This window comes from Pseudomonas sp. 28 E 9 (genome assembly GCF_900004785.1).
Taxonomy (GTDB): Bacteria; Pseudomonadota; Gammaproteobacteria; order Pseudomonadales; family Pseudomonadaceae; genus Aquipseudomonas; species Aquipseudomonas orientalis_A.
In genome coordinates this window covers 287,989-306,347 of the sequence record NZ_CVTK01000052.1, presented here as the reverse complement: position 1 = coordinate 306,347, position 18,359 = coordinate 287,989, and the positions used below count along the sequence as shown (strand labels likewise).

General features: G+C 61.4%; 20 protein-coding genes. 4 read left to right on the top strand and 16 right to left on the bottom strand.

Annotation, left to right across the window (positions count from 1 at the left end):
* Window positions 1-218: 218 nt before the first annotated feature.
* Window positions 219-1,001, bottom strand: coding sequence for a class I SAM-dependent methyltransferase (locus BFQ00_RS20585; protein WP_065886066.1), 783 nt, complete (start codon window positions 999-1,001; stop codon window positions 219-221).
* Between the two features lie 96 nt (window positions 1,002-1,097).
* On the opposite strand from BFQ00_RS20585, the gene BFQ00_RS20580 reads away from it, so the two are divergent.
* Window positions 1,098-1,718: an energy transducer TonB gene (locus tag BFQ00_RS20580; RefSeq protein WP_065934559.1), complete on the top strand. Its 621-nt coding sequence runs from the start codon at window positions 1,098-1,100 to the stop codon at window positions 1,716-1,718.
* A gap of 3 nt (window positions 1,719-1,721) precedes the next feature.
* Here BFQ00_RS20580 and BFQ00_RS20575 read toward each other — a convergent pair whose 3' ends face one another.
* From BFQ00_RS20575 to ppc, 7 genes are all read right to left on the bottom strand, one after another.
* Window positions 1,722-2,402, bottom strand: a complete 681-nt coding sequence (locus tag BFQ00_RS20575) for an extensin-like domain-containing protein (protein WP_065934558.1) — start codon at window positions 2,400-2,402, stop codon at window positions 1,722-1,724.
* Window positions 2,403-2,423: 21 nt separating this feature from the next.
* Complete coding sequence (locus tag BFQ00_RS20570; protein WP_065934557.1) at window positions 2,424-3,251, bottom strand: isocitrate lyase/PEP mutase family protein; 828 nt, start codon at window positions 3,249-3,251, stop codon at window positions 2,424-2,426.
* Between the two features lie 27 nt (window positions 3,252-3,278).
* A complete protein-coding gene (locus BFQ00_RS20565; protein ID WP_065934556.1) occupies window positions 3,279-4,139 on the bottom strand; it encodes a DUF72 domain-containing protein in 861 nt (286 codons plus the stop codon).
* Window positions 4,139-4,429, bottom strand: a complete 291-nt coding sequence (locus BFQ00_RS20560) for a hypothetical protein (protein WP_065934555.1) — start codon at window positions 4,427-4,429, stop codon at window positions 4,139-4,141. Before BFQ00_RS20560 ends, BFQ00_RS20565 begins: the two co-directional genes overlap by 1 nt.
* Window positions 4,430-4,589: 160 nt before the next feature.
* Window positions 4,590-5,276, bottom strand: coding sequence for a tRNA (adenosine(37)-N6)-threonylcarbamoyltransferase complex dimerization subunit type 1 TsaB (tsaB, locus tag BFQ00_RS20555; protein WP_065934554.1), 687 nt, complete (start codon window positions 5,274-5,276; stop codon window positions 4,590-4,592).
* A gap of 89 nt (window positions 5,277-5,365) precedes the next feature.
* Complete coding sequence (gene adk, locus BFQ00_RS20550; RefSeq protein ID WP_003172225.1) at window positions 5,366-6,013, bottom strand: adenylate kinase; 648 nt, start codon at window positions 6,011-6,013, stop codon at window positions 5,366-5,368.
* Window positions 6,014-6,293: 280 nt separating this feature from the next.
* Complete coding sequence (gene ppc, locus BFQ00_RS20545) at window positions 6,294-8,921, bottom strand: phosphoenolpyruvate carboxylase (protein WP_065934553.1); 2,628 nt, start codon at window positions 8,919-8,921, stop codon at window positions 6,294-6,296.
* Window positions 8,922-9,084: 163 nt separating this feature from the next.
* Here ppc and BFQ00_RS20540 point away from each other — a divergent pair, with 163 nt between their 5' ends.
* The 3 genes from BFQ00_RS20540 to BFQ00_RS20530 all read left to right on the top strand — a co-directional run bounded on the left by BFQ00_RS20540 (window position 9,085) and on the right by BFQ00_RS20530 (window position 10,977).
* On the top strand, window positions 9,085-9,429 hold the full coding sequence (locus BFQ00_RS20540) for a pilin assembly protein (RefSeq protein WP_065891951.1): 345 nt from the start codon (window positions 9,085-9,087) through the stop codon (window positions 9,427-9,429).
* A 280-nt stretch (window positions 9,430-9,709) separates the two neighbouring features.
* On the top strand, window positions 9,710-10,135 hold the full coding sequence (locus tag BFQ00_RS20535) for a DUF4398 domain-containing protein (RefSeq protein ID WP_065886057.1): 426 nt from the start codon (window positions 9,710-9,712) through the stop codon (window positions 10,133-10,135).
* A gap of 56 nt (window positions 10,136-10,191) precedes the next feature.
* The gene (locus BFQ00_RS20530) at window positions 10,192-10,977 is read left to right on the top strand and encodes an OmpA family protein (protein WP_065886056.1); all 786 of its coding nucleotides are present in this window, start codon (window positions 10,192-10,194) and stop codon (window positions 10,975-10,977) included.
* A 29-nt stretch (window positions 10,978-11,006) separates the two neighbouring features.
* Here the strand turns inward: BFQ00_RS20530 and BFQ00_RS20525 are convergent, their stop codons facing one another.
* The 8 genes from BFQ00_RS20525 to prfB all read right to left on the bottom strand — a co-directional run bounded on the left by BFQ00_RS20525 (window position 11,007) and on the right by prfB (window position 18,225).
* Entirely contained in the window at window positions 11,007-11,201 is a 195-nt protein-coding gene (locus BFQ00_RS20525; RefSeq protein WP_065886055.1) for a hypothetical protein, read from the bottom strand.
* A 323-nt stretch (window positions 11,202-11,524) separates the two neighbouring features.
* Window positions 11,525-11,908, bottom strand: coding sequence for a hypothetical protein (locus BFQ00_RS20520; RefSeq protein WP_170827576.1), 384 nt, complete (start codon window positions 11,906-11,908; stop codon window positions 11,525-11,527).
* A 166-nt stretch (window positions 11,909-12,074) separates the two neighbouring features.
* Entirely contained in the window at window positions 12,075-12,401 is a 327-nt protein-coding gene (locus tag BFQ00_RS20515; protein WP_065934552.1) for a hypothetical protein, read from the bottom strand.
* Window positions 12,398-13,303 (bottom strand): alpha/beta hydrolase, encoded by a 906-nt coding sequence (locus BFQ00_RS20510; RefSeq protein ID WP_065891950.1) that lies wholly within the window; start codon window positions 13,301-13,303, stop codon window positions 12,398-12,400. The genes BFQ00_RS20515 and BFQ00_RS20510 overlap by 4 nt, the downstream gene beginning before the upstream one ends.
* Window positions 13,304-13,369: 66 nt before the next feature.
* A complete protein-coding gene (locus BFQ00_RS20505) occupies window positions 13,370-14,647 on the bottom strand; it encodes a flavohemoglobin expression-modulating QEGLA motif protein (protein WP_005785511.1) in 1,278 nt (425 codons plus the stop codon).
* A gap of 35 nt (window positions 14,648-14,682) precedes the next feature.
* Window positions 14,683-15,399 carry a TetR/AcrR family transcriptional regulator gene (locus BFQ00_RS20500; protein WP_083203333.1) on the bottom strand — a complete coding sequence of 239 codons (717 nt, stop codon included), beginning with the start codon at window positions 15,397-15,399 and terminating at the stop codon, window positions 14,683-14,685.
* 166 nt (window positions 15,400-15,565) lie between these two features.
* A complete protein-coding gene (lysS, locus tag BFQ00_RS20495; protein ID WP_065886051.1) occupies window positions 15,566-17,068 on the bottom strand; it encodes a lysine--tRNA ligase in 1,503 nt (500 codons plus the stop codon).
* 61 nt (window positions 17,069-17,129) lie between these two features.
* A protein-coding gene (gene prfB, locus BFQ00_RS20490) for a peptide chain release factor 2 (RefSeq protein ID WP_104501908.1) occupies window positions 17,130-18,225 on the bottom strand; the annotation gives its coding sequence in 2 pieces (ribosomal slippage) (window positions 17,130-18,152 and window positions 18,154-18,225; 1,095 coding nt in all).
* Window positions 18,226-18,359: the final 134 nt, after the last annotated feature.

The window sequence follows — 18,359 nt, the reverse complement described above, 5'->3', positions numbered from 1 at the left end:
CGGCTAACCCGGCGTCCTGCCGGGTTACCCACGGATTCAAGCCTGCGTTCGGCCAGCGTGGTTTAACGGGGCGCCTAAGATCAAGATCAAAAGCCAGATCAAGAGCGACTCGCTTCGCATCGTGGTTACGGTTGGGCGCTGCTGAGTTGTGTAGATACTTATGCTTATGGGGGGCTGCAAGTGAAAGGCGCCTTTGCTTGCAGCTTGCAGCTTGCAGCCTAAACCTTGAGCGCCTTCTTGGGATAAATGTCATAACGACTGGACTTGCCCTCCAGCGCATGGCTCGGCTTGGGCCCGTCAATGCACGGCGCCTTGCGCGGGCGCTTGACCACTACGCGATGGCTGGCCAGGGCCAGGGCCGCCGCGAGCAATGCCGGTGCATCCAGGTCATCACCGACCAGTGGCCGGAACAGGCGCATTTCCTTCTTCACGAGGGCGGTTTTCTCGCGGTGCGGGAACATTGGGTCCAGGTAGATCACTTGCGGCGGCTCGCCTTCCCAATTGAGCATCACTTCAATGGCGTTGCCCTTGAGCAGCGTCATGCGCGCCACGATCGGCGCCACGTCAAAATCCTGCGCGGCGCGTGCCAGGCCGTCTTCCAGCAAGGCACCAATCAACGGCTGGCGCTCGATGAGGCTCATCTCACAGCCCAGGCTTGCCAGCACGAACGCATCCTTGCCCAGCCCGGCCGTGGCGTCCAGTACACGGGGGCGCACGCCTTGGGCGACGCCCACGGCCTTGGCGATCATCTGCCCGCTGCCACCGCCATATAGACGCCGGTGCGCCGCGCCGCCTTCGACAAAGTCGACCCGCACCGGGCCCGGTGCGTCCGGCCCGAGCTGTTGCAATTGCAGGCCTTGTTCGCCGACCTGCAGGGAAAAATCCGCTTCATCGCGTTGCACAGGCAAGCCCAGCAGCGCAGCCCACTGCTCGGCGCGGGCCTGGAATTCTTCGGCCAAGGCCTCGACCCGAATGCGGCTGGCCGCTGGTTGTTCACTCATCAATCGCTACGCTCGAAAATATTAAGGATCGGCCAATACCGGCCGATAAAAACAACAGTCAGGTATTTTGCCAGAGCTGAGCGTCGACCGAAAAAAATGTCAGACATTCTTCCCCTAACCATCGGTGTACTGCCGACCCACAACCACTACGGCCTGCGCAATACTCAAGCGCTGGCCGGGGTGAGTCATGTGTGGCAGGACTTCTTTGCCCGAGCTCTGGCCGAACAGCTCGGCGCTACGCCGGGCGCGCTGGCCGCCACGACGCCTGCACCGCAGGACCCGGCGGTGGAACCCGGCGAAGGCGCCGACCTCTTGGCGCAGATCCTCACCCAGCGTGGGTGTGACGTGAAAGATACCGAAGTCGCCCCACCTGAGCCGCTGTTCCTGCCGATTGCCGAATTCGATACCGAGCTGCTGCCACCCGCGCCCGCGCCATTCCCTGACGAAGACATCATCGCCCAGCAACGCCAGCAGCATTTCGAAAGCGGCTGGGTACGGCCGATTGTCCTGAATGCGGGCCAACCCGCCGCTGAACCCGGCCCGGCGCCGCAGCCCCGCCCGCTGCATCTGCCGATTGCCGAGTTCGAGCTGGACTTGCTGCCACCGCCCGCGACCCCGTTCACCGAACAGGACTTGGTCGAACAACAGAAGGCCCTGGATTTCGACTACCACTGGGCACGTCCGTTGATCGTCAACAACCTGCGCCTGGCCGCCTGACGCTTAGCGACACACCCACCAGCGTCCCATGTCCAGATGAAAATGGTTACGGTGTGCGGCGTTGTAGTCCGGGCTCAACACCCCGTTGAACGCGTTACACGCACTGTCACGCACCTGACGCAGAAACCGTGCGTCAGCGTCGTCGCCCGGCCAATCCTTGAGCACACTGATACGGCGTCCATCGGCCAGGCGAAACCCGGCGATATCCAGGGCATTGGCCGAGGCGTGCTGACTGAGGCGGCCTTCGGCGCGGTTGTAGATAGTGCGACAGGCAAAACTGCCCAGGTGATCGACCCGCGTCACCGCCTCGCCATAGATCGCCTGAGCCGCCGGCTGCAGGCTGTGCCGCTCGAACAACGCAAAGGCTACGGCCAACGGGCAACTGGCCAGAAAACTGCGGCTCAAGCCCACCTCCCCGCCCTGTACCCGCAATGTGTTGCGCAACGGGCAGGCGGCGTCGGGGGCTGAGTCCGCCTGGCCGGTCACCCGCAACCCCGAGGTTTTCAGCACTTGGTCGCACAGCAACGGATTATCCTGCAGCCGCCCCAGCTTGTAGCGCGTCAACAGGTTCGGACTGGCGCGTACATCCAGCGGCGCCCAGGGGTTCCACTCGTCCGGCACCGGCACCCAGCCCCGCCATGCGCCCACCGCAACAGCGCCACCGAGCACCAACAACGCGCCCATCCACCCGATCGACCGCACGGCTTAGCCCTTGAAGAATTGATTGGCCTGGTCGAACGGCATCTTGCGTTCGGTAAAGGTGAAGGTGCCCGATCCATAGACCTCCTGCGCCGCCCGATAAAACTCGCCATAGGCCGCCAGGGCCAGGGCCGAGCCGACGCTGATGCGCCGCACGCCCAGCTCGCTCAACTGCGCGACGCTGAGGTTCAAGCCACCGGACATCAACACGTTCACCGGCTTGGGCGCGACGGCCTTGACCACCGCCAACACCTCTTCGGCACTGCGCAGGCCCGGCGCATACAGCACATCGGCGCCCGCCTCGGCGTAGGCTTGCAGGCGGCGAATAGTGTCGGGCAAATCCAGGCGGCCATGCAGGAGGTTTTCTGCGCGTGCCGTCAGCGTGAAGGGAAATGCCAGGCTGCGGGCAGCGGCAACGGCAGCCTCGACGCGCTCGACGGCCAGGTCGAAGGGGTAGATAGGGTCGGCGGCAACGCCCGTGGCGTCTTCGATGGAGCCACCGACGATACCGGTGGCGGCGGCTCGCAGAATGGTCTGGGCACAGCCTTGGGGGGTGTCGCTGAAACCGTTTTCCAAGTCGGCGGCGACCGGCAGCGCAGTCGCCCGGACGATGCTGCCGGCATTGCCCAGGGTGTCCTCCAGCGACAGCGCGCCTTCGGCATCCGGCCGCCCCAGGCTGAACGCAAAGCCCGCGCTGGTGGTGGCCAACGCTTCGAAGCCAAGGCTGGCAAGCATGATGGCGGAACCTGCGTCCCACGGGTTGGGCATCACAAAGGCACGATCACGGGTGTGCAGGGCTTGGAAGGTTTCGGCGCGAAGGGTTTGGGCATCCATGACGGGCTCCTGGCGGGGAAAAGAGCCCTAGAGTAACCCCAGTTGCTCCGCCACGGGTTCTCGATGCAAGGTCGGCAGCGGCACAAGCCCCGGCAGACGTGCCATCAACTGGTCATGGAAACGCAAGGCCAATTGGGCGGCGAGGCGGTTGTCCGAGGTGTGCAGGAACATGTAGGGGGTGCGCCCCTCTTCGATCCAACTGGCGATCTTTTCGACCCAGGGCATCAGGAATGGATCGTTGGCTTCAAGTTCGGGGTGCCCGATAAAGCGCACTTGGGGATATTGAGTCAACGCCGCCGGGCGCGCTGGCACCCTGGGCTTTTTCGATTGGGCATGCAGGACGGCCGCCGAGGTGGAGGTGCAACTGAACAGCGCGCGCGAATCGAGGCACACGCGCTCGACGCCACGGTCACGCAACAGGCGGTTGAGCATGCGCTCGGCCTCGCCTTTGGCGAAGAACTCATCGTGACGCACTTCAACCGCCAGTGGACGGTCAATGCCATCGAGGAATCCGGCCAGCTCTCCGAGACGCTGCGGGGTAAAACCCTTCGACAGTTGCAACCACAACGGCGACACACGCTCGCCCAGGGGGCTCATCAAGCCGATAAAACTTTCCGCCGCCGGCAGTTGTTCGCGCAAGTCACCGGCATGGCTGATATCACCCGGGAATTTGGCGGTGAAGCGAAAGTCATCGGGCATGATGTCGGCCCAGCGCTGCACGGTTGCGGCCGAGGGTCGAGCATAAAAAGTGGTGTTGCCTTCAACGGCGTTGAAGACCTGGGAATAGAGCCCGAGGTAATCGTTGGCGCGTGCATCGGCGGGGTACAGGTACTCGCGCCAGGCGTTTTCACTCCAGGACGGGCAACCGATGTAGTAAGGCAGGCGCATCAGATGTGGATATCGAGACCCAGCACTTCCATATCCCATTCGACAAAACCGGCGGTGGTCAGGTAGCTGGCCAGGGCATTGGCAACGCTTTTGCTCATGGAGCGGGGGAAGACCATGTCTTGCTGACGGGCGGGAAGACCGCTGATGCGTGCTTGAGTGCCGGCCTGCGCATCGGAGTGGACTTCGATGAAGTCCGGCGAGTCCTCGACGGAATCGTCCACCGTCGCGTTAGCCTTGCGCGGCTTACGCTTGATCGGGTACGACTGTGAGGAAAAGCCATCAATACGCATAGGCGCGAACTCGCTATCAATAGTGGCATTTTAGTGGCGCAATCCGTAACGCGCAAATGCTCTGGTGATAACTAGAACACATAATTGGTAAAAGGTTTAAAAACCGCTGCAAATTCTGACGATTGGCGAAATTTGCCTCAAAATGCCATCATTTTTGGCGTCAAATAATCCCGCGTTCCGCCTTGGTTTGCGCAACCTTGTCGCGCAAGTACACCGGCGCCGCCTGGTCAGCCGCAATGGCCTCGCCACGCTCGAATGCAAAGCGCGCCAAGGTCAGCAAATCCTCTGCATGGGGCAGCATCGCGGGGTCCTGGCCGACCAGCTGGACGCCGATCCGCTCGCCATAGCCCCAGCCGGTGCCGGCGCCGAACCAATCACCGCTGGCGTCCTCGGGCAGTGCAGATGATTCCGGCGCCTGCACCGCTTCCACGCCCACCAGGCGCATCTCGCCCGCCGTCTCGCGGTAGCAGCCCCAATAGACTTCATCCATGCGCGCATCAATCGCCGCCGCCACTTGCGAGGCGCCATGTTCACGCAGCGCACGCTGGGCCAGCACCGCAAGGTTGGACACCGGCAACACCGGACGCTCCAGCGCAAACGCCAGGCCCTGCACCACGCCAATGGCAATGCGCACGCCGGTAAACGCGCCGGGGCCACGGCCGAAAGCGATGGCATCCACGGCGGCCAGGCTGGTGCCGGCGTCTTCCAGCAGTTGCTTGATCATCGGCAACAGCTTCTGCGCGTGCAGGCGCGGGATCACCTCGTAGTGGCTGGTTACTTTGCCATCGTGCAGCAAGGCAACCGAGCAAGCTTCAGTCGCGGTGTCCAGGGCCAGCAGGGTGCTCATGGGTGTGGGTGTCCAAGTCGAAAAAAGTGCGCCAGTATAAACAACAACGGCCCGCAAGCGGGCCGTTGTCAATGCAGTCGATCAACGCATCAGCTCAGTGCTTGCAGCACCTTGGCTGTAATCGCCTCCACGGAGCCGACGCCAGGGATATGGCTGTATTTCGGCTTGCCCTGGGCAGCGGAGAGCTTCTGGTAGAAGTCCACCAGCGGCTTGGTCTGGGAATGGTAGACCGACAGGCGATGACGCACGGTTTCTTCGGTATCGTCCTTGCGCTGCACCAGGTCTTCACCGGTGACATCGTCCTTGCCTTCAACCTTGGGTGGGTTGTAGACGACGTGGTACACGCGGCCCGAGCCTTCGTGTACGCGACGACCGGCAATGCGCTGGACGATTTCTTCGTCCTCGACGGCGATTTCAACCACGGCGTCCAACTCGACACCGGCCTTGACCAGGGCTTCAGCCTGGGGAATGGTGCGCGGGAAGCCGTCGAACAGGAAACCGTTCTTGCAGTCTTCCTGGCTGATGCGTTCCTTGACCAGGTTGATGATCAGGTCATCGGAGACCAGGCCACCGCTGTCCATCACGCTCTTGGCGATCAGGCCCAGCTCGGTGCCGGCCTTGACGGCCGCGCGCAGCATGTCGCCGGTGGAGATTTGTGGAATGCCGAATTTTTCAGTGATGAACTTTGCCTGAGTACCTTTACCGGCCCCGGGAGCTCCCAGCAGAATGACGCGCATCGATGTGCTCCTCAATTTTTTATAGAGATGACGCTCGGATTCGCCGCGTGGGGCCAATCTCGTAAAAATGTGGTTCCAGGCCGATCAAACGGCCAAAGGCTGATCAAGATACACAGCGGGCCCTTGCCACACAAGCCGCCCAAAGTAGGAGAAACCCGCGCCAGGCATGCGTCGGCCAACGGGTTTGCCTGAGCGCAACCCCGCCCCTCAAACAACGACCGCCCTTTTCCGGGCGGTCGTCGCAGTTCATTCGCAAGCCGTTGAGAACACGCGAAAAACCTCAACCGGTGTTGCGCAAACCTGCGGCAATACCGGCTACGGACACCAGCAGCGCCTGTTCCAGAGGGCTGTCCTGCGCCGCTTCGCGTTGGCGCGAGCGGGCGAGCAATTCAGCCTGCAACAGATGCAGGGGGTCCAGGTAGGTGTTGCGCAGGCGGATGAACTCCAGGGTATCCGGGCTGTGGGCCAAGAGTTGCGACTGCCCGGTCAGGCCAAGCACCACCTCGCAGGCCTGCGACAATAGGTCGCGTAAATGCGCGCCCAATGGCAGCAAGTCAGGCTGCACCAGGCGCTCATCATAGAGCCGGGCGATATCGGCGTCGGCCTTGGCCAGCACCATTTCCAGCATATCGATGCGGGTGCGGAAGAACGGCCACTGTTCGCGCATCTGCCCAAGCAACTCACCCTCGCCGCGCTCCAGGGCCTTGCTCAATGCCGCTTCCCAGCCGAGCCAGGCGGGCAGCATCAAGCGGGTCTGGGTCCAGCCGAAGATCCACGGAATCGCGCGCAGGCTTTCAATACCGCCGGCACGCCGCTTGGCCGGGCGGCTGCCCAACGGCAAGCGGCCCAGTTCCTGTTCCGGTGTGGACTGGCGGAAATACTCGACGAATTGCGGATTTTCCCGCACCACCGCCCGGTAGGCGCTGACGCCGTCGGCCGCCAATTCGTCCATCAAGTGACGCCAGGCCGGTTCCGGGGGCGGTGGTGGCAACAGCGTGGCTTCGAGCACTGCGGCCAGGTAGAGGTTGAGGTTCTGCTCGGCAATGTCCGGCAGGCCGAACTTGAAGCGGATCATCTCGCCTTGTTCGGTGGTGCGGAACCGCCCCGCCACCGAGCCCGGCGGCTGCGACAGAATCGCCGCATGCGCCGGGCCGCCGCCACGGCCGACGGTGCCACCGCGACCGTGGAACAACAGCAACTCCACTTGCTGCTCACGGCAGATGTCCACCAAACGCTCCTGCGCCCGGTACTGCGCCCAGGCGGCAGCAGTGGTGCCGGCGTCCTTGGCCGAGTCCGAATAGCCGATCATCACTTCCTGCGGGCCTTGCAGCCGCGCGCGATAGCCCGGCAGCTGCAACAACCGCTCCATCACCGGCCCGGCGTTATCCAGGTCGGCCAGGGTCTCGAACAGCGGCACCACACGCATCGGCCGCTGCACACCGGACTCTTTGAGCAGCAGTTGCACCGCCAGCACATCCGAGGCGGCACCGGCCATGGAAATCACATAGGAGCCCAGCGATGCGGCCGGTGCAGCGGCGATTTCCCGACAGGTGTTCAAGACTTCCGCCGTGTCTGCCGACGGCTTGAAATAACCCGGCAGCAGCGGCCGACGATTGTCCAGTTCCTTGCTCAGGAAGTCGATGCGCGCTTCTTCGTCCCAGTCCTCATAACGTCCCAGGCCAAGGTAGTCGGTGATTTCAGTCATGGCCGACGCGTGGCGAGTGGAGTCCTGGCGCACATCCAGGCGGACCAGGAACAGGCCAAAGGTCACGGCGCGGCGCAGGCAATCGAGCAACGGGCCATCGGCGATCACGCCCATGCCGCACTCATGCAGCGACTGATAGCACAGTTGCAACGGACCGAGCAGGTCGCGATTGTCGCGCAGCACCTGCTCGGGTGCCGGTGCAGTGCCATTCAACGAGGCATGGGCCCACTGGCGCGTGGCGCGCAGACGTTCGCGCAACTGCTTGAGCACCGCACGGTAGGGTTCGACGCTGTCTCCCGCCTGGGCCTGCAACGCCGCGCTGGCCTGTTGCATGGACAACTCGGAGGCGAGTTGATCGATATCGCGCAGATACAAATCCGCCGCCATCCAGCGCGCCAGCAACAGCACTTCACGGGTGACCGGCGCGGTGACGTTCGGGTTGCCGTCACGGTCGCCGCCCATCCACGAGGCAAATCGAATCGGCGCAGCCTCAAGCGGCAGGCGCAAACCGGTTGCGGCATGCAAGGCCTGGTCGGCCTTGCGCAAATAATTCGGGATGGCCTGCCACAAGGAATGCTCGATGACGGCAAAGCCCCACTTGGCTTCATCCACCGGCGTAGGCCGCACGCGACGGATTTCCTCGGTGTGCCAGGCCTCGGCGATCAAGCGTTGCAAACGTTCACGGATGTGCTCGCGTTCGGCACGGGTAAGGTCACGGTGATCCTGCAGCGCCAACTGCGCGGCGATCGCGTCGTACTTCTGGATCAGGGTGCGACGTGCGACTTCGGTGGGGTGGGCGGTGAGCACCAGTTCGATTTCCAGCCGCGCCAATTGGCGCGCCAGGGATTCATCGCTGTGCCCTTCACGCTGCAGACGGGCCAACAGTTCCGGCAACACGCGGGACTCGAAGGGCGCCGGCTGCGACTCATCGCGCCGGTGAATCAACTGGTACTGCTCGGCAATGTTGGCCAGGTTGAGGAACTGGTTGAAGGCCCGGGCTACGGGCAGCAGTTCGTCTTCCTGCAGTTGATTGAGGCTTGTGCTGAGTTCATCGCCCGCGCCGCGCCGGTCGGCCTTGGCGCCTTTACGGATCTGCTCGATCTTGTCGAGAAAATCACCGCCGTATTGCTCTGCAATGGTGTTGCCCAACAGTTCACCCAGCAGGTGAACATCCTCACGCAAGCGTGCATCGATATCACTCATCAGCCACTCTCCAGCCAGAAATCCGGGACGCGCAGGGGGTCCAGAGTGCCGTCGGCGCAGGTTTCTGACAAGACACTTTAAACCTTGCCGCTTCCCGCTAGTCTCAACATCAGGTCGCCGCGTTATGCACACCGGCGGCTGGACACTCATTATTGAGGTTGCCATGAAAATTCGAGACCTGCCCCAGCATTGGGAAGAGACCGCCAAGGGTCAACTGACCAAAACCGAATACGCCATTCATCTGGATGTAGAGGCCGCCGCGAGACTGGCCGCCCTGGCCGAGATGTACCCCAAGCGTCACGCCGAAGAACTGCTCGGCGAGCTGATCGGCGCCGCCCTTGAAGAATTGGAAGCCAGCTTTCCCTACGTCCAGGGGCAGCAAGTGATTGCCACCGATGAGGAAGGCGATCCGCTGTATGAAGACGTTGGGCCCACACCGCGATTTCTGACGCTGTCACGCCGCTATCTGCATGATTTGTCAGCCGGTAATGACGAACAGCAGCACTGATCACTGTTTACCCACCCCAATTTAACCCAGGTATTCCGGGCTTTTCAGCGGCCCGGAGTACCGTTGTGCGTGGTGAAAGTTCCAATTTTCCAGAGCTGACCAATCAGTCAGATATTTTTTTAGGCAAATCGCCATCTTCGCTGAACTTTTGAAAAAAGCCTCCGGTCACAGCCAGTAAGCCATCACTTGGAACGCTCGTTTGAACTGGTGTCATGTGCTTTACCGCCGGGCCCGCAAACGAACACCAAGATGGATTTTGATGTTTTTCAGGAGCTACCCAATGGAGTTGAAGACGATGAAGACCAGCACTGCCAAATCCTCGTTTAACCACCTGCGCGGGCTTAAATTGGCCGCGCTGGCAATCGGCACCAGCTTCGTTCTGGCAGGTTGCGCCGGTAACCCGCCGACCGAGCAGTACGCAGTGACCCAGTCTGCGGTCAACAGCGCGGTCAGCGCCGGCGGCACCGAGTTCGCAGCCGTGGAAATGAAGTCGGCTCAGGACAAGCTCAAAGAAGCTGAAATCGCCATGCACGACAAGAACTACGACAAAGCTCGTATGTTGGCTGAACAAGCCGAGTGGGATGCTCGTGTCGCTGAGCGTAAGGCCCAGGCTGCCAAGGCCGAGCAAGCGGTGAAGGATTCCCAGAAAGCAGTTGATGAGTTGCGTAAGGAAGGCATGCGCCCGGCTGCTATCCAGCAGAAGTAAGCCGCTGCCCCTTGATTGCATCGCACCTGATATCGAATTGAAAGGACGACACGACTATGCGTAAACAATTGATGATCCCTGCCCTGTTGGCGATGAGCGTTGCCCTGGCAGCCTGCTCCACCCCGCCGAACGCGAACCTGGAAAACGCACGGACCAACTTCACGGCCCTGCAAACCAACCCGCAGGCGACCAAGCTCGCAGCCCTGGAAACCAAAGACGCCAGCGAGTGGCTGGACAAGGCAGACAAGGCCTACCGCGACAAGGAAGACGAGAAGAAAGTCGACCAACTGGCTTACCTGACCAACCAGCGTGTAGAAGTGGCCAAAGACACCATTTCCCTGCGTGAGTCCGAAGCCAAGCTGAAAAACGCTGGCGACGAACGTGCCCGCGCCCTGCTGGACGCCCGTGACGCGCAGATCAAGCAACTGCAAAACAGCTTGAACGCCAAGCAAACCGATCGCGGCACCCTGGTAACTTTCGGTGACGTGCTGTTTGCCACCAACAAGTCCGACCTCAAATCCAGCGGCCTGGTCAACATCACCAAGCTGGCTCAGTTCCTGCGCGACAACCCGGACCGTAAAGTGATCGTCGAAGGCTACACCGACAGCACCGGTTCCGACTCGTACAACCAGAGCCTGTCCGAGCGCCGCGCCGCTTCCGTACAGCGCGCACTGGCCCAGCAAGGCGTGGACATTTCGCGCATCGTGACCCAGGGTTACGGCAAGGAATATCCGGTTGCCGACAACGGCAGCGTCTCCGGCCGTGCGATGAACCGTCGCGTCGAAGTGACTATTTCCAACGACAACCAGCCAGTCAAGCCGCGCTCGTCCGTTGCTAACTGATTGATTGAAGCGGCATAAAAAAACCCACCTTATGGTGGGTTTTTTTTCGGCTCGTCGAACTGTACGGTTCGACCGGTATCTTCAGCCGGCATTTGAATCTGCGGGCCCGCCTGCTTGTCTGCCTGACTCTCAAGCCTGTTGCGGCGAGCAGCTTCCTGTTCAATCGCCACATGCTGCCTTGCCATGATCAGCATATTTTCCAGCACTGGAATCTTGAATTCCATCCTCGCCTCAAACCGTGTGAGTGACAACGCTTTGTGTGGTATCTGAAGAAATAAGGTTCCAGGCATTCCTGCCCAGACCGACGACTGGCCATCCGATGCACGAAAAAAACCGCCCCTGCAGGCTGATGCCGTTCAGTTAAGGCTTTTTGTAGGAGCGAGGGGGGCGCCTAGCTCTTGCTCGCAAAAAACCACAGGCGCCGCGTTCAACCAGGAAACACGCGTTATCGTTGACGTTTTTCGCGAGCAAGCTCGCTCCTACAGAGGGCGATGTACGCTTAACTGAACAGCATTAGCCCTGCAGGCGGTTTTTCCAGGAGGCTTGATCAGTTGCCGACTTGGCCTGAACCTTGATAGTCCGGCTGCTGGATCTGGCCCTGTCCCGCGCTCTGACCACCGCTTTGGCCATCGTCGGCGCCTTGACCGCCCTGGGCACCTTGAGCGCCCTGCGCGCCACCCGCCTTCTGCGCGAGCAACTTCTTCAGCAGCTCCTCCAATTCCTTGAGGGGATCTTCACCACCGGCACCACTATTTCCCTGACTGCCTTGAGAACCCTTGGCTTTAAGATCCTGGATCTGCTTTTGTACGTCTTTAATCTGCTGGTCGAGGCCTTGCGAGCTTCCCTGGCCATTGCCAGCGCCGCCCACACCCCCCATGCCGCCCATGCCACCCATGTTCGCGCCGCCCGAGATACCGTTGATTCCTGCCATAAATGCTAACTCCAACCTATGAATTAAGGGACCGATCAGCCTTGCCAATCGGTGAATAATCAGTGGTGGGTGAGCCAGGATGGTTCCGGCCTGCCGGGTGGCTGACATGCGTGAAATCAATAGTCTGTAAAGACTAGGGTGGTTTCCCACGGCTGGGAGGCAGAATTCACTGTTGCAGTTGCGGAGTTTCTTGCCCGATGCAACGCACTGCCTGTTTCTTGTTGTTCACCAGTACGCCGCTCAAGCCTTTCTGGTCGGTATCGAACATCACCAGCACACCGTCCACGCACTGCGCCACTTGAGTGGCGGGGGTCAGTGAGACTTTGTAATCCTCCCCCGGCACGGTCTTGAGCATCGTGAATTCACTGAGCAGCAGCGCATCTTCCGGCTTGGCGAAGTGCAGGTAGCCGTAGTACCACAAACAACCGACCGTACCGATGATGGTGCCGATCCCTGTGAGAATCAGCGGGATCATGTTGCGCTCTTCACTCATTGCGGGCTCTCTGATGGGTCAACCTTGGAAAGGGGGTAATTCGGTATTTCGCCCAGACGCCGCAGGCCGTTGAAATGCTGCGGGTCATCCAGGTAACGCAACATGACGGTTTGCCAGGTCTTGTCGGCAAACGTCTGCACATGCCCGCCTCGCGTCAGCTGCAGTACCCTGGGCGGCGGCGCCGCTTGGTAAAGGCGTATGCCGTTGGACACGGGCACGATCGGATCATCCAGGCTGTGAAACAGCAGTTTGGGAACGCCCTTGAGCTGGGGCATGGCGTTGATCGCGCTGTCGGCGTCAGGTACCAGCCAGGACAGAGGGACCTGAAACGGCCATGTTAACCAGGAAGTGCTCAGGGCAAATTGTCCCACGTCACGATAACTGGCGGGCACACCGTCCAATACCAGGGCTTTGAGCCGGGACTGGCGCTCGGGGTGAGCCGCCAGATAATGCACCGCCAGGGCGCCGCCCAGGCTCTGGCCAAGCACGACCAACGGCTGCCCCTGGGCTTCGGGCGCCTGATCCAGCCAGCTGAAGGCTGCGTCCACGTCCTGGTAGATAGCCGGCAGTGACGGCTTGCCTTGCGAAAGCCCATAACCGCGATAGTCGAGCAACAGCACCTGGTAGCCCTGCTCCGGCAACCACCAGCTGCCGCCCAGATGCCACGCCAGGTTGCCGCCGTTGCCGTGCAGGTGCAGCACCGTGCCTTTGAGGGGCACGCCAGGCTTGGCCGGCAGCCACCAGGCGTGCAGTTTCACGCCGTCGGCGGTGGTAAGGGTGACGTCGCGATACGCCAGGTGGGCTTTTTCCGGCGTGAACGGCAGGCCGGGCTCGGGGTAGAACAGCAGGGAGCTGCAGCCGTTCAATGTGAGTAGCAGGCACAGAATGCCGAGGATTCTCATCCGTTGAGCCTCGTGAGTGAGATGAAATGGGCGGACGTGGGAGATCCCGGGTGAGTCGCCGTCCGGTCAAAGGATATTGGAATAGTCCGCCTCGATCCGGTCCAGGCTCAAATGGTTGAGGAAGTTGGAAAAGCACATCCAGGCCGCCAGTGCGTTCATGTCGCGAAACTGTTCGGGCAGGTACTTGGGCGGCACGACCAGGCCTTCGTCGACCAGTTGGCGCAAGGTGCGCATATCTTCGAGCGTGGTCTTGCCGCAGAACAGCAACGGCACCTGTTCCAGCTTGCCCTTGCGCACGGCCAGCTGGATGTAGTTGTAGACCATGATAAAGCCCTTGAGGTAGGACAGGTCCTTGGTGAACGGCAGGCCGGTCGGCACCGAGCCACGGAACACTCGACTGGCGTTGCCGTAGCTTTCCGCCATTTCAAAACCCTGCTCGCGGAAGAACTCGAACACCTGCAGGAAGTCGGCGCCCTCCTCCACCATATGGATGGCGCGGGTGCGGTTGGTCAGTTTGCGCAGCCGGCTGGGGTAGGAGGCAAACGTGATGATCTCCATCAGGATCGCCAGGCCTTCCTGGGTCACGGTGGACGAGGGCGGCCCCTTGGACAGGAACGTGCAGATCGGCTGGTTCTGGCCATTGAGGGTGGTGCCCACATGCACCAGGCCTTCGTGCACTTCCAGGGCGCGCACGTCACGGTCGTTGAACATCGCGTCGGCGCGGATCTTGATGTAGTCGGCGCCCGCCGCTGCGTCGGCGACGATGCCATCGGACTCGAATACGCGGATGGTCTCCTCGGCCTCGCCGAACACCTTGTTCAAGCGGGTCTGCAGCAGGCTCACCGCATCCTTGGCGGTCAGGGTCTTGGCTTCGTCCTTGAGGTCGCCCCGGCCATCGATGTTGTTCAGGTAGTCCGAAAGCATCAGCCCCAGGTCCGCCAGCGTCGGGTCGCCGGCGTGGAAGGCGTCGGAAGCGGCGCCGTAGAGTTCCTGGGAGATCAGGCCGAAGTCCTCGGTGCCACGGGCTTCGAGCATCCGCACGACCATGCGGTACTCCCGGCACATGCGGCGCATGATCTGCCCCACCGGGCTGAACTGGCCGAGGCGGCGGGTAATGTCGCGCTCGATGTTCTGGAACTCCAGCTTGACCGCGCTGGAATCGAACGACAGCGGCCGGTTCAGGTAGTAATCGCGATCCACGGCGGGCATGGCCTTGCCCTTGGCCTTGAGAAAGCCCTGGCGAATGTTCTCGTCCCACTTCACCGCATCAAGGACGCGGATCGGTGTTTGCGCCAGCACAATGCGATCGGACAAGCTGCGTATCGTCTGCTGGTAATCGTCCACCCGGTGCTTCCTCTTTGAACGTGGCCTTTCTGGTATCAGACTGAAGCCAATACCAGGTGCATGTAACGCTTGAGTATCTCCAGCATTTCTTCACCGGTCAGCGGCTCTGCGCCGCCCAACAGGCCCTGATATTCCATCCGACTGATAATCGCCGTCAACACCTTGGCATCCTGCTGCGGCTCGCGGGAGCCCAATACCTGGAAAAACTGCCCGGTGCCTTGCAGCAGAATCTGTTGGTGGGAGCGTACCAGTTCGGCAAGGCGCGGATTGAGCAAGGCTTCCTGGCGGAAAGCCTGCTCGGCCATCAGGTATTCGCGACGGTTGATCAGTTGGCGCTGCACATAGTCGGCGGTCAGCCGCGCAATGTCATCGGCCAGCTGCGAGCGCGACGCCGGACTGCCGTCGCCGTAAGCGACCATCTCGCGCAGCAGGCCTTCGTTGCGCACCCACAGCTTGCCCATGAACGCGGCGCTGCGTTCGACGTATTGGGCGAAGGTGTCGGTGAGCAGGTCATCGATATCCTTGAAGTAGTAAGTGGTGGCCGACAACGGCACGCCGGCCTCCGCCGCCACGGCCCGGTGCCGCACGGCACGTACGCCGTCACGGACCACGATGCGCATGGCCGCATCGAGAATGTCCTGCCGGCGCTGTTCACTGCCCCGGCGGCTGGCCTTGCGGCCCTGGTACTGGACGCTATCGGCCACGGCAGCGGCAACGCCGGCGGCGCCTTCTTGAGCCATTACGCGGTTCACCACATTTCCCTCTTCTAAGTGTGACGCGCAGCGTCACAGGATGCATTCCCACGCAGAGCGTGGGAACGAGCAACCGATCAACAAAACCTGGCGCTGTTTGTTTGACGCGAATTTACGCCACATAAAAAAGCCGCCTTATAAAAGGCGGCTTCGGATTTCGCTACGGTTACGCTTGTGGCCGCATATGCGGGAACAAGATCACATCGCGGATCGACGGCGAGTTGGTCAACAGCATCACCAGCCGGTCGATGCCGATACCTTCACCGGCGGTGGGCGGCATGCCGTATTCCAGGGCCCGTACGAAGTCGGCATCGTAGTGCATGGCTTCGTCATCACCGGCGTCCTTGTCGGCCACCTGGGCCATGAAGCGCTCGGCCTGATCTTCCGCGTCGTTGAGCTCGGAATAGGCGTTGGCGATTTCACGGCCGCCAATGAACAATTCGAAACGGTCGGTGACGTTCGGGTTGTCGTCGTTACGACGCGCCAGCGGCGACACTTCGAACGGGTACTGGGTGATGAAGTGCGGCTGTTCGAGCTTGTGCTCCACCAGTTCTTCGAAAATCATCACCTGCAACTTGCCCAGGCCTTCGAAGCCCAGCACCTTGGCGCCGGCCTTCCTGGCGATGGCGCGAGCCTTGTCGATGTCGTTCAGGTCGTCAGCGGTCAGCTCAGGGTTGTACTTGAGGATCGAGTCGAACACCGACAGACGCACGAACGGCTCGCCGAAGTGGAACACTTTGTCGCCATAAGGCACGTCAGTGCTGCCCAGCACCAGCTGCGCCAGTTCACGGAACAGTTCTTCGGTCAGGTCCATGTTGTCTTCGTAGTCGGCGTAGGCCTGGTAGAACTCCAACATGGTGAATTCAGGGTTGTGCCGAGTCGAGACGCCTTCGTTACGGAAGTTGCGGTTGATCTCGAACACCTTCTCGAAACCGCCGACCACCAGGCGCTTGAGGTACAGCTCCGGCGCGATCCGCAGGAACATTGGCAGGTCCAGCGCATTGTGGTGGGTTTCGAACGGCTTGGCCGCGGCGCCACCAGGGATGGTCTGCAGCATCGGCGTTTCCACTTCCAGGAAGTCACGCTGGGCCAGGAAGCTGCGGATGTGGGCGATGACCTGCGAACGCACGCGGAAGGTCTGGCGCACGTCTTCGTTGACGATCAGGTCAACGTAGCGCTGGCGGTAGCGCTGCTCGGTGTCGGTCAGGCCGTGGTGCTTGTCCGGCAGCGGGCGCAGGGACTTGGTCAGCAGGCGCACGCTGGTCATCTCGACATACAGGTCGCCTTTGCCGGAACGGGCCAGGGTGCCCTCGGCTGCGATGATGTCGCCCATGTCCCAGGTTTTCACCGAGGCCAGGGTTTCTTCGGAAAGGGTCTTGCGGTTGACATAGACCTGGATGCGCCCGGTCATGTCCTGGATCACCATGAACGAGCCACGGTTGAGCATGATGCGACCCGCCACCTTGACCGGGATCGCCGCTTCTGCCAGCTCTTCCTTGGTCTTGTCCGCGTACTCTTTCTGCAGGGCATCGCAGTAGTTGTCGCGGCGGAAGTCGTTGGGGAAGGCGTTACCCTTGGCGCGCTCGGCAGCAAGCTTTTCCTTGCGCAGGGCGATCAGGGAGTTTTCTTCCTGTTGCAGGGCTTGCGGGTCGAGTTGTTGGTCGCTCATGTCTTAAATTTTCCATCAGGTTCGTTGTCCCCGGCCAGTGGCCGGGGATCGCCTACAATCTTTACAGCCCCGATTTCAGGCTGGCTTCCAGGTATTCGTCGATATCACCGTCGAGCACCTTGTCGCAGTCGCTGCGTTCGATGTTGGTGCGCAAATCCTTGATCCGCGACGCATCGAGCACGTAGGAACGGATCTGGTGCCCCCAGCCGATGTCCGACTTGGTGTCTTCCAGCGCCTGGGACGCGGCGTTGCGCTTCTGCATTTCCTGCTCGTACAACTTGGCCCGCAGCATTTTCATGGCGGTGTCCTTGTTGGCGTGCTGGGAGCGCTCGTTCTGGCAGCTGACCACGGTGTTGGTCGGTACGTGGGTGATACGCACGGCCGAGTCGGTGGTGTTTACGTGCTGGCCACCAGCACCGGAGGAACGGTAGGTGTCGATGCGCAGGTCGGCCGGGTTGATCTCGATTTCCACCTTGTCGTCGATCTCCGGGGAGACGAACACCGCCGAGAAGGACGTATGGCGACGGTTGCCGGAGTCGAACGGGCTCTTGCGCACCAGGCGGTGCACGCCGATCTCGGTACGCAACCAGCCAAAGGCGTATTCGCCCTTGATGTGCACGGTCGCGCCCTTGATACCGGCCACTTCACCGGCGGACAGCTCCATGATGGTCGCGTCGAAACCGCGCTTGTCGGCCCAGCGCAGGTACATGCGCAGCAGAATGTTGGCCCAGTCCTGGGCCTCGGTGCCGCCGGAACCGGCCTGGATATCCAGGTAGGCGTTGTTCGGGTCCATTTCGTGGCTGAACATGCGGCGAAATTCAAGCTTGGCGAGGTTTTCCTCGAGACGGGCCAGCTCGGCGACAACATCGCCCACGGCGCTTTCGTCATCTTCTTCGACGGCCATGTCCAGCAGGTCGCGGCAGTCGGCCAGGCCGGTGTTCAGTTCGTCGAGCGTGTCGACGATCTGCGCCAGCGCAGCGCGCTCGCGCCCCAGTTCCTGGGCGTACTCAGGTTTGTTCCAGACACTCGGATCTTCAAGCTCGCGATTGACTTCGGTCAGACGCTCATGCTTTTGATCGTAGTCAAAGATACCCCCGAATAGTTTCGGAGCGCTCGGACAGGTCCTTGATGGTGTTAAGGATCGGGTTGATTTCCATGGCGGGCAGCACTCGTTGGCGAACTTTTGAAAGCCGGCGAGTATAACGGCAAACGCCTGGAAACGGCAGTCCACCCGGCCGAAAAGGCAGAGGTTTGTACACAATCCCAAGACCGACGAAGAGCCAAATGTGGG